Source organism: Acinetobacter sp., assembly GCF_049284435.1.
In the GTDB taxonomy this organism is placed as follows: domain Bacteria; phylum Pseudomonadota; class Gammaproteobacteria; order Pseudomonadales; family Moraxellaceae; genus Acinetobacter.
This window is the reverse complement of sequence record NZ_JBAPXX010000040.1, coordinates 1-11077: the sequence shown is the minus strand read 5'-3', so window position 1 is coordinate 11077 and position 11077 is coordinate 1. Positions and strand designations below refer to the sequence as shown.

General features: G+C 46.7%; 9 protein-coding genes. 7 read left to right on the top strand and 2 right to left on the bottom strand.

Annotated elements, in window-relative coordinates; genetic code table 11:
* The first annotated feature begins 81 nt into the window (after window positions 1-81).
* Genes badI through aliA form a run of 3 tightly spaced genes read left to right on the top strand, consistent with a single transcriptional unit; the run spans window position 82 to window position 3750 of the window.
* Window positions 82-864 carry a 2-ketocyclohexanecarboxyl-CoA hydrolase gene (gene badI, locus WAK81_RS03080; protein WP_422195642.1) on the top strand — a complete coding sequence of 261 codons (783 nt, stop codon included), beginning with the start codon at window positions 82-84 and terminating at the stop codon, window positions 862-864.
* A 12-nt stretch (window positions 865-876) separates the two neighbouring features.
* A complete protein-coding gene (gene aliB, locus WAK81_RS03075; protein ID WP_422195641.1) occupies window positions 877-2034 on the top strand; it encodes a cyclohexanecarboxyl-CoA dehydrogenase in 1158 nt (385 codons plus the stop codon).
* A gap of 48 nt (window positions 2035-2082) precedes the next feature.
* Window positions 2083-3750 carry a cyclohexanecarboxylate-CoA ligase gene (gene aliA / locus WAK81_RS03070; RefSeq protein ID WP_422195640.1) on the top strand — a complete coding sequence of 556 codons (1668 nt, stop codon included), beginning with the start codon at window positions 2083-2085 and terminating at the stop codon, window positions 3748-3750.
* 108 nt (window positions 3751-3858) lie between these two features.
* Here the strand turns inward: aliA and WAK81_RS03065 are convergent, their stop codons facing one another.
* Both WAK81_RS03065 and WAK81_RS03060 read right to left on the bottom strand, forming a co-directional pair.
* On the bottom strand, window positions 3859-4536 hold the full coding sequence (locus WAK81_RS03065) for a type 1 glutamine amidotransferase domain-containing protein (protein ID WP_422195639.1): 678 nt from the start codon (window positions 4534-4536) through the stop codon (window positions 3859-3861).
* Window positions 4537-4705: 169 nt separating this feature from the next.
* Complete coding sequence (locus WAK81_RS03060; protein ID WP_422195638.1) at window positions 4706-5590, bottom strand: LysR family transcriptional regulator; 885 nt, start codon at window positions 5588-5590, stop codon at window positions 4706-4708.
* Between the two features lie 177 nt (window positions 5591-5767).
* Between WAK81_RS03060 and WAK81_RS03055 the strand changes: the two genes are divergently transcribed.
* The 4 genes from WAK81_RS03055 to WAK81_RS03040 all read left to right on the top strand — a co-directional run.
* The gene (locus WAK81_RS03055; protein WP_422195637.1) at window positions 5768-7297 is read left to right on the top strand and encodes a CoA-acylating methylmalonate-semialdehyde dehydrogenase; all 1530 of its coding nucleotides are present in this window, start codon (window positions 5768-5770) and stop codon (window positions 7295-7297) included.
* 11 nt (window positions 7298-7308) lie between these two features.
* The gene (mmsB, locus tag WAK81_RS03050; protein ID WP_422195636.1) at window positions 7309-8199 is read left to right on the top strand and encodes a 3-hydroxyisobutyrate dehydrogenase; all 891 of its coding nucleotides are present in this window, start codon (window positions 7309-7311) and stop codon (window positions 8197-8199) included.
* 87 nt (window positions 8200-8286) lie between these two features.
* Window positions 8287-9936 carry an AMP-binding protein gene (locus WAK81_RS03045; RefSeq protein WP_422195635.1) on the top strand — a complete coding sequence of 550 codons (1650 nt, stop codon included), beginning with the start codon at window positions 8287-8289 and terminating at the stop codon, window positions 9934-9936.
* Window positions 9937-9995: 59 nt separating this feature from the next.
* Window positions 9996-11077, top strand: a 1082-nt coding sequence (locus WAK81_RS03040) for an acyl-CoA dehydrogenase family protein (RefSeq protein WP_422195634.1), incomplete at its 3' end; no start/stop codon positions are given.

Here is an 11077-nt window from a genome sequence, read left to right as displayed (position 1 = left end):
GTTAAGTGAAAAGCACATCAACCCATAATTGTTTTCAAGAAAAAAACCAGATCGATAAAAATAGTACAGGAAGTTATGAAAATGAATTTTGAAGATATCTTATATGAAGTTAAAAACGGTGTAGCCTGGATCACAATTAACCGTCCAGAAAAAATGAATGCCTTCCGTGGTACCACCTGTGACGAACTGATCAAGGCGTTAAATAAAGCAGGTTATGACCGCAATGTAGGTGCGATTGTCTTAGCAGGAGCCGGTGAGAAAGCTTTTTGTACCGGTGGTGACCAGTCCGCGCATGATGGCAATTATGATGGTCGCGGAACGATTGGCTTGCCGATGGAAGAATTACATACCGCCATCCGTGATGTGCCTAAACCGGTAATTGCACGCGTACAGGGCTATGCGATTGGCGGTGGCAATGTACTGGCAACCATTTGTGATTTGACTATCTGTTCAGACAAAGCCATTTTTGGCCAAGTCGGTCCAAAAATGGGGTCGGTTGATCCGGGCTATGGCACGGCATTTTTAGCACGTGTGGTAGGTGAAAAGAAAGCTCGTGAAATCTGGTATATGTGCCGCCGTTATTCTGGTCAGGAAGCTGTAGAAATAGGTCTGGCGAATAAATGCGTACCGGCCGATCAACTGGATGCCGAAGTGCAGACCTGGGCTGAAGAAATCTGTCAGCGTAGTCCGACTGCAATTGCAATTGCCAAACGCAGTTTCAATATGGATACCGCGCATCAGGCCGGTATTGCCGGCATGGGGATGTATGCGCTGAAACTTTATTATGATACTGAAGAGTCTCGTGAGGGAGTCAATGCACTGAAAGAAAAACGTCAGCCTGAATTCCGTAAATATGCCAAATAAGGAGACTGATCTATGAAAAAGAATCCTTATATCACTGAAGAACTCGAGTTTTTGGCAGAAACCGCAGAAAAATTTGCCCAGAAATATATCGCCCCAGGCTTTTTGGAACGAGACCAAAGCCGAATCTTTGACCGTGATCTGGTCAAAAAGATGGGTGAAATGGGCTTTATTGCACCTGAACTGCCGGAACAATACGGCGGTCAGGGCATGGGCAGACTGGCGGCTGGAATTATCCATGAAGCGATTGCCAAAGCGGATTTAAGTTTCTCCTATATCAACCTGCTTGCTTCCCTAAATGGGCAGATTCTGGCCGAACATGGTCAGCCTGAAGTAGTTGAACCCTGGCTGAAAAAACTCACTGCAGGCGAGGCTATCTTTTCAATTGCCTTGACCGAGCCGCGAGGCGGTTCTGATGCAGCGAATTTACGTTTAAAGATTGAACGTGATGGCGATGAATATATCATTAATGGCGAAAAAACTTCGATTTCTGCAGCCGATCAGGCAGATGCTTCGGTGGTTTTTGGTCGCACTGGCGCCAATGAAGATGGTGCGCATGGCGTGACAGCGCTCTTAGTTCCGATGAATTTACCGGGCATCAGTACCACACGATTTGACTGTCATGGTCAGCGTGCGATCGGTCGCGGTTCAATCTTTTTTGACAATGTTCGCGTACCCGTAAATCACCGTCTAGGGGATGAAAATAAAGGTTTTGTACAGGTGATGCAGGGCTTTGATTTTTCTCGTGCTCTGATCGGTTTACAGGTTTTGGCAGTTACCCGTGTCAGTCTGGATGAAGCTTGGGAATATGCCGCGCAACGCGAAGCTTTTGGTCAGCCATTGACTGCTTTTCAGGGAGTTTCACATCCACTGGCGGAATACGAAACTCAGGTTGAGGCTGCACGCTTACTTTGCCTGCAAACCTTATGGCTCAAGGACAATCATCTGCCCCATACCTCTGAAGCGGGCATGTGTAAATGGTGGGGGCCAAAACTGGCCTATGATGTAATTCATCAATGTCTGTTGACTTTTGGTCATGCCGGTTATGACCGTGGTGTGATGGAACAGCGGATGCGTGATGTACTCGGTTTCCAGATCGGTGATGGAACAGCCCAGATCATGAAAACCATTATTGCGCGGCACAAAGCAGGACGTAAGGCTGTGCCGGCTTAAAATGATAAAGCACAAGCCTGAACTAAAATTATAATGAGGAGTAAGCGAATGGATTTCGATGCGGTTCTGATCACGGCCAGAAAAGAGGCCATGCTCAAACAGGGATACTGGCTAAATCAAACGATTCTTGATTTTTTACGTAGTGCCGTAGAAAAGAATCCGGACAAAACAGCGTTAGTAAGCGTTAGGGTCGAGAATCAAACTGAACAGACTTTCAGCTATCAGCAACTTTGGGACATGACCAATAAAATTGCGCTGGGTCTGAAACAGCTGGGTGTAGAGAAAAATGACGTGGTGTCTTGCCAGCTACCGAACTGGTGGGAATTTACCTTGCTTTACCTGGCTTGTAGCCGTATCGGCGCTGTATTGAATCCACTCATGCCGATTTTCCGTGAACGTGAACTGGAATTCATGCTCAAACATGGTGAATCCAAAGTTTTTGTCGTACCTAAAACGTTCCGCAACTTCAATCATGAACAGTTGGCCAATCAACTGCAAAACAAGCTGGATAGCTTGAAGCATGTAGTTGTGGTGAATGGGGAAGGCGAGAATAATTTTGATCATCTGTTACTCAATCATGGTCTGGAACAAGATCCTTCAGCAGTTGCTGCGCTGGATGGACTGGAATCTGGGCCCGATGACATTACCCAGCTGATCTTTACCTCAGGCACGACCGGTGAGCCAAAAGGCGTCATGCATACCGCCAATACTTTATTTTCCAATATTGTGCCTTATGCAGAACGGCTACATTTAACTGAAAATGATGTGGTTCTCATGGCTTCGCCAATGGCGCATCAGACCGGTTTTATGTATGGCCTGATGATGCCGATTCAGCTCAACACCAAAGTGGTGTTGCAGGATGTATGGGATGTGTCCAAAGCCGTGGATCTGATTCATCAGCATCAGGTGAATTTCACCATGGCCTCGACCCCATTCCTGAATGACCTGTCCAATACCGTGGCAAAACAGCATGATAAAGTCGATTCACTAAAGATTTTCCTGTGTGCCGGTGCACCCATTCCAGGTCCATTGGTGCAAAAAGCCCGGGAAACTCTGGGGGTTAAAGTTATATCCGCTTGGGGCATGACCGAATGTGGTGCTGTAACGCTGACTCGACCTGAAGATGAGGATGAGCGCTCTTTCAATACTGATGGCATCGCTTTACCAGGTGTTGAAATTAAGATCGTGGATAAAAAAGGTCAGACCCAAGCCTTGAATGAATCCGGCCGTTTGATGATCCGAACCTGTTCAAATTTTGGCGGTTATTTAAAACGACCACATTTGAATGATACAGATGCTGAAGGCTGGTTTGATACCGGTGATATTGCCTATCAGGATGAGCAGGGCTATATCCGGATTTGCGGACGTAAGAAGGATGTGATTATTCGGGGCGGAGAAAATATTCCGGTCGCAGAAATTGAATCATTGCTGTATAAACATCCGAATATTGCAACAGTAGCTTTAGTGGCTTATGCAGATGAGCGAATGGGTGAGCGTGCCTGTGCAATCATCAAGCTGAAAGATCAGACAAAGCCGTTAAGTTTTAATGAGCTGGTAGATTTCCTGAAAACCCATAATCTGGCTATGCAGTATCTTCCGGAACGCCTGGAAATCTGGGAGGATATTCCGATGACTCCATCTGGAAAAATCCAGAAATTTAAACTCAGAGAATTACTGGCTCAGCATATTGCCTCAACAGCGGTTGAAGCGAACTAAATTTCGGAATAAACAAAAAATTAAACCCTGAATAATCTTGCATCATTCAGGGTTTTTCTTTTTCAAAGAAAGTGATCTAAAGGGTTAATACAAACTTTAGAATCACGTCTATTGTAATAATTTTAATAAAGCTTCTGCAGTTGCAGCAGAAGAGGCTGGGTTTTGTCCAGTAATGAGCAGACCATCTTGTTGCACGTATACCTGCCAGTCCTCAGCTTTGGAATATTGACCGCCTTTTTCTTTCAGCATGTCTTCAACCAAAAAGGGAACAATTTCGGTCAGGCCTACAGCATTTTCTTCCGTATTGCTAAAGCCTGTGACTGATTTGCCTTTTACAATGGCTTGCTCATCACTGCCTTTCACATGACGTAGTACGCCCGGCGCATGACAAACCAAAGCAACCGGTTTATTTGCTTGCAGGGTTTGCTCAATCAAGGAAATCGAGGTCTGATCTTCGGCCAGATCCCATAATGGACCATGACCCCCCGGATAAAATACTGCATCAAAATCGGCAATCGAGACTGCACTTAATTTCTTGGTATTCGCCAGTGCTTGCATGGCCGATGCATCCGCTTCGAAACGGTGTGTGGTTTCGGTTTGAGCATCTTTTTCATTACTTTTCGGATCTAATGGTGGTTGACCACCTTGAGGAGAGGCCAAGGTGACTTCTGCACCGGCATCGATAAACGTATAATAAGGGGCTGCAAGTTCTTCCAGCCAGAAGCCGGTTTTTTTGCCAGTTTCACCTAACTCGCTATGTGAAGTCAGTACCATCAAGATTTTCATATTATTTTCCTGTATCTGATTAAATATTGTGAATGATCGAATGTTAATTTAACAAGTCATGGACGTCAGGAATGTTGTGATACGTTCATTTGCTGTATCGATACGTTGTTGTTTAAGTTGATTAACTAAGGTGCATAGCCTTGCAACGTGAACAGTGTATTCAAGATCTCTATCTGCCCATTAACAGGTCTTGCTGAAGATCAGCCTGCTTGCGCAGGAAATCCCAGACCAGTTTTATTTTTGGTTCATGTTGCAGATCGACCAGCGTCAGCATCCAGAAAGTGTGGGTAAAGCTGAGCTGATGACCCAGCACCTCTTTCAGTTCACTTTTATCATTGACCAGAAATTTCGGCAAAATGGCCAGTCCAGCGCCTGCACGCACTGCAATTTCCTGCGCCAGAATGCTGTTACTGCGAAAACAGGCACTGACCTGTAAGGGAAGACGCTCTAGCGAATATAGTGCAGTGCTATAGACCAGATCATCAATATAATCGACAAAACGGTGCTGCTGGAGGTCTTCCAGTTTTTTAATTTCCCGATTTTGCTGTAAATAATGCTGACTGCCATATAGTTTTAGGCAGTAATTGGTCAGACGGGTAATGATATAGGGCCCAGATTTGGGCCGGTCAATCGCGATCACAATGTCGGCTTCTCGATGTGAAAGTTTGATCGCTTTCGGTACAGGAATCAGGTCAATGGTCAGCAAAGGATAATGCTGGGAAAATTCTGCCAAAAGACGAGCTAAAAATGCCGTGCCAAAACCTTCTGGCGCACCAATCCGGACCCGACCTTGCAAGGGATCATGGCGCTTGTCAATCTGGATAAAGGACTGCTCCATCTGTTCCACACGCGGCACCAGTGCTAGACCTTCCGAGGTCAGTTCATAACCTGTCGCTTCACGCTTAAACAGTTGCGTCCCAAGGGTATTCTCCAGCGCTTGAATCCGCCGTGCCACGGTACTGTGTTCAACCCCAATCAAGCGTGCTGCATTGGTGAGCGTTTTAGCACGTGCCAAAACCAAAAAAAAGCGTAAATGATCCCAATCCACTTTCATTTTTTATTTAACATCCTGTTAAATTTCTGTGCATATTTGCACAACTATCGTGCACCAATTTCTATTGGTGGTCAAAGTGTTCTTTGTTAGTCTGATGAAACAGCGTAAAAATTATACGTTTAATAAAAGCCAGTAAAGGCAGATACAACGACAATAACAAACCAGCACGGAGCGACCATGAACGCCATTTCTCATCCACAGCAAAGTACCGGATTCACCACCGCAAAACTTCTCATTAATGGTGAATTTGTCGAATCAAAAACCAGCCATTGGCAAGATATTATCAATCCTGCCACTCAGGAAGTCTTGGGTCAGGTACCATTTGCTACCGCAGAAGAAGTCAATGCAGCGATTACGGCTGCACAAAATGCCTTTGCTAGCTGGCGTCATACTCCCATTCAGGGACGTATGCGGATTATGCTGAAATTGCAGGAGCTGATTCGTACTAACCTAAAAAGTATTGCCCAGGTCTTAACAGCAGAACAGGGGAAAACTCTGGCCGATGCCGAGGGTGATATCCAGCGTGGTCTGGAAGTGGTGGAACATGCCTGTTCGATCGGTTCATTACAGATGGGTGAGTATATTGAGGGCGTGGCACGCGGTGTCGATATCTATACCTTGCAGCAACCACTCGGTGTCTGTGCAGGAATTACCCCATTTAACTTCCCGGCGATGATTCCACTGTGGATGTTCCCGATGGCGATTGTCTGCGGCAATACCTTTGTCTTAAAGCCTTCTGAACAAGATCCGCTATCGACCATGATGCTGGTTGAGTTGGCGATTCAAGCCGGTGTACCGGCAGGTGTGCTCAACGTAGTACATGGCGGCAAAGAAGTGGTCGATCAGTTGTGTACCCATCGTGATATTAAGGCCATTTCTTTTGTGGGTTCGACTGCAGTCGGCACGCATGTCTATAACCTCGCAGGCCAGCACGGCAAGCGTGTGCAGTCGATGATGGGGGCCAAAAACCATGTGGTGGTGATGCCGGATGCGAATAAAGAACAGACCTTAAATGCGTTGGTCGGTGCAGCTTTTGGTGCTGCAGGTCAACGTTGTATGGCACTTTCAGTGACTGTAATGGTCGGTGAAACCAAGAATTGGGTCGATGAACTGGTCAATAAAACCAAAACTTTAAAGGTGAATGCCGGGCATGAACCGAATACCGATGTTGGACCGGTGATTTCAATCCGTGCCAAAGCACGTGTCATAGATTTAATTAACAGTGGCGTTGAACAAGGTGCTGAAATGCTGCTGGATGGCCGTGATGTACAGGTTCCGGGCTATGAAAAAGGCAATTTTGTCGGGCCAACGATTTTTAATCAGGTCACGACCGATATGCGCATTTATAAAGAAGAAGTATTTGGTCCGGTACTGGCGATCATGCATGTCGATACTTTAGAGCAGGCCATTGAGCTGATTAATGCCAATCCATTTGGTAATGGCGTTGGACTATTCACCCAAAATGGCAATACGGCACGTACCTTCCAGAACCAGATTGATATCGGTCAAGTCGGTATTAACATTCCAATTCCTGTCCCTGTGCCATTTTTCAGCTTTACCGGTTCACGTGGTTCAAAATTGGGGGACTTAGGACCTTATGGCAAACAGGCGGTGCAGTTCTATACCCAGACCAAAACCATTACCAGTCGCTGGTTTGAAGATGATCAGGAAACCACCGGTGTCAATACCACCATCAGTCTGCGCTAAGGAGCATCAGCATGAAGATTGCATTTATTGGTTTAGGCAACATGGGCGGTTTCATGGCGCAAAACCTGCTCAAAGCAGGCCATCAGGTATTTGGTTATGACTTAAGTACAGTCGCTTTACAGCATTTTGCACAAGCAGGTGGCATCGTCTGTGACAGTCCACAAGCTGCCGCGAAGAAGGCAGAAGTCGTGGTCAGCATGTTGCCTGCAGCCAAGCATGTACGTGATGTTTATCTCGGTGAACACGGTATTCTGGAGGTACTTCAGGCGGGCAGTTTGTGTATTGATAGCAGTACCATTGACCCGCAAACCATTCAGGACATTGCCGCAGCAGCGCAGGCCAAACAGATTCGGGTCTGTGATGCACCGGTATCAGGCGGAACTTTGGGCGCCAAAGATGGCACCTTGACCTTTATGGTCGGCGCAGATACTGCGACCTTTGAGGCAGTAAAACCGGTACTCAGCTGTATGGGTAAAAATCTGGTGCATTGTGGCGCTGTTGGAACAGGACAGGTTGCAAAAATCTGTAATAACCTGATTCTAGGGATTTCCATGACTGCCGTTGCAGAAGGGATGGCACTTGGAGCCAGACTGGGAATTGATCCGCAGGCCTTGGCTGGGGTAATTAATAGTTCAACCGGGCGTTGCTGGAGTTCTGAAATTTATAATCCCTGGCCGAATATTTGCGAAAACGCGCCGTCATCGCGAGGTTATACCGACGGTTTTGCAGCACAACTGATGCTCAAAGACTTAGGGCTGGCCGTCGATGCAGCGCAGCAAGTTGACCAGCCGATTGTACTCGGGAGCATGGTACAGAAACTCTATCAGCAACTGTGTCAGGAAGGCGATGCCCATCTGGACTTCTCCAGCATCATGCATCAATACACTGCAATACCCGCTTAATATTGAATCACCATTGATGGAGCAAGGAAAAGCTCCATCAAAAAATACCCTGTCATTAATAACGATAAATTCAGGCTGAGGTTTAACATGTTAGATTATCAAAAAACGGTTCAAAATTTTGATTTAGATGCGGTTGCAAGTCAGTTCCTATCTGGTTCAATGCAGGCAGTGAATGCCTGTTATGAATGCTGTGACCGTCATGCCAATTCCGATGCAATTGCCTTGTACTGGTACGGTAAAGATGGTCGTAAAGAACAGTATAGCTTTGCCAAACTCAAAAAATATTCCAGCCAGTTTGCCAACTTTTTAAAGTCTCAAGGCGTTGGTAAAGGCGACCGCGTTTCCGGATTATTACCGCGTACCCCAGAGCTGATTATTACCATTTTAGCGACCTGGCGGATTGGTGCAGTCTATCAACCATTATTCACCGCCTTTGGTCCTAAAGCCATCGAGCATCGTATTCAACTTGCCCAGAGCAAACTGGTGGTGACCGATTTAGCCAATCGGGAGAAATTATCCGAGATCAGCAACTGTCCACCGATTGTGACGGTACATGCTGAAACCGAGGCAGAGCGCTATCCGCATGACCTTAGCTTCTGGACGGTATTAAACCGTCAGGCTGAAGCTTGTGAGCTGGAAATCCTGAATATTGATGATCCTTTTTTATTGATGTTTACTTCGGGGACGACTGGACCAGCGAAACCGCTTAAAGTCCCGTTAAAAGCGCTGATTGCTTTTGCAAGCTATATGCAAAATGCCATTGGTCTGACTCCTGAAGATGCATTCTGGAATATTGCCGATCCCGGCTGGGCCTACGGTTTGTATTACGCGATTACTGGTCCCTTAATACTTGGACACTCGACCTTGTTTTATGAAGGCGGTTTCAATGCAGAAAGTGTCTGTGAAATTGTTAAGGAATATGGCATTACCAATCTGGCCGGTGCACCGACTGCTTATCGCATGATGATGGCAGCCGACCCTGCTCAAATGGCACAGCTGCGTGGTAAATTACGTGTCGTCAGCAGTGCGGGTGAACCGTTAAATCCGGAAGTGATCCGCTGGTTTAAAGAAGTGCTGGATGTGCCGATTTATGACCATTATGGCCAGACCGAAGTCGGGATGGTGGTATGTAATCATCATGCTCTGGAACATCCGGTCCGTTCAGGTTCGGCAGGCTTTGCCAGTCCGGGTTACCGAATTGCCGTTGTTGATGAACAAGGTCATGAATTAGCAGCTGACGTCCCGGGCATCTTAGCGATCGATATCAGCCAATCTCCGATGATGTGGTTCTCCGGTTATGAAGAAAGCCGCAAATCTCCATTTGTCGGACATTATTATTTAACTGGTGATACGGCAGAAATTCATGCCGATGGCAGTATGAGCTTTGTCGGGCGTAGTGATGATGTCATTACAACGTCAGGCTATCGGGTCGGCCCATTTGATGTGGAAAGTGCCTTGTTGGAACATGATGCCGTGATTGAAGCAGCAGTCATTGGCGTGCCTGATCCCGAGCGTACCGAAGTGATTAAAGCCTTTGTGATTCTGGCGAATAATTTTGCAGCTTCGATCCATCTGGAAGAAGAGCTGGGTCAATTTGTGAAAAAGCGTTTGTCTGCACATGCCTATCCGCGCTTGATTGAATTTGTGACCGAATTGCCCAAAACCCCAAGCGGCAAGATTCAACGCTTTTTACTGCGCAATCAGGAAATCAACAAGCAGCAAGCGAAGACCGCATAACCAGCCAAAGCCAGCAGCTTGAATAAAAAAATCGAATAAAGAGATTGAAGGAAGAATCAATGCAATTAACGGAAGAGCAACAACTGATTCAGGATATGGCCAAAAGCTTCGCCCAGGAACAAATTAAACCCTTTGCCGGCGAATGGGATCAAAAAGGCATCTTTCCTAAACAAGCCTTGGCCCAAATGGGAGAGCTGGGTTTTCTAGGCATGCTGATTCCGGAAGAATGGGGCGGCTCTGGCACCGGTACGCTGGCTTATGTGCTGGCTTTAGAAGAAGTTGCTGCGGCCGATGGCGCAACATCCGCCATCATGAGCGTACATAACTCAGTGGGTTGTGTGCCGATTTTCAAGTTCGGCACTGAACAGCAAAAACAGCAATTTTTAATACCTTTGGCTCAAGGTCAAATGATAGGGGCTTTTGCCTTAACTGAACCACATACCGGCTCGGATGCGGCTGCGATTAAAACCCGTGCAGTCAAAGACGGCGATCACTACATTATTAATGGTGCCAAACAGTTTATTACTTCTGGGCACAATGCCGGGATGATTATTGTATTTGCGGTGACTGATCCAAGTGCAGGTAAAAAAGGCATGAGTGCATTTTTAGTGCCGCGTGATACTCCCGGCTATGAAGTGATTCGGGTGGAAGAAAAACTGGGCCTGCATGCTTCGGATACCTGTCAGATTGCCTTAACCGATGTGCGCATTCATGAAAGTTTAAGACTCGGTGCAGAAGGTGAAGGCCTGAAAATCGCCCTCGCCAATCTGGAAGGTGGACGGATCGGCATTGCGGCACAAGCGGTTGGACTGGCGCGTGCTGCGTTGCAAGAAGCCACGGCTTATGCGCATGATCGGATCGCCTTTGGCAAAGCTATTTTTGAACAGCAAGCGATTTCTTTCAGGCTGTCCAGTATGGCGACTGAAATTGAAGCGGCACGGCAACTGGTGCATTTTGCAGCACGCAAGAAAGAAGCCGGTGAAGCCTGTTTAACTGAAGCCTCCATGGCCAAGTTATTTGCTTCAGAAATGGCAGAACGCGTCTGTTCTAAAGCTTTACAGATTTTTGGAGGCTATGGTTATCTGAAAGATTTCCCGATTGAACGGATTTACCGCGATGCCCGGATTTGCCAGATTTATGA

Bases quoted from the DNA above. Each gene is read 5' to 3' on its own strand.
- badI (WP_422195642.1), top strand. From the start codon at position 82: ATGAATTTTGAAGATATCTTATATGAAGTTAAAAACGGTGTAGCCTGG.
- aliB (WP_422195641.1), top strand. From the start codon at position 877: ATGAAAAAGAATCCTTATATCACTGAAGAACTCGAGTTTTTGGCAGAA.
- aliA (WP_422195640.1), top strand. From the start codon at position 2,083: ATGGATTTCGATGCGGTTCTGATCACGGCCAGAAAAGAGGCCATGCTC.
- WAK81_RS03065 (WP_422195639.1), bottom strand. From the start codon at position 4,536: ATGAAAATCTTGATGGTACTGACTTCACATAGCGAGTTAGGTGAAACT.
- WAK81_RS03060 (WP_422195638.1), bottom strand. From the start codon at position 5,590: ATGAAAGTGGATTGGGATCATTTACGCTTTTTTTTGGTTTTGGCACGT.
- WAK81_RS03055 (WP_422195637.1), top strand. From the start codon at position 5,768: ATGAACGCCATTTCTCATCCACAGCAAAGTACCGGATTCACCACCGCA.
- mmsB (WP_422195636.1), top strand. From the start codon at position 7,309: ATGAAGATTGCATTTATTGGTTTAGGCAACATGGGCGGTTTCATGGCG.
- WAK81_RS03045 (WP_422195635.1), top strand. From the start codon at position 8,287: ATGTTAGATTATCAAAAAACGGTTCAAAATTTTGATTTAGATGCGGTT.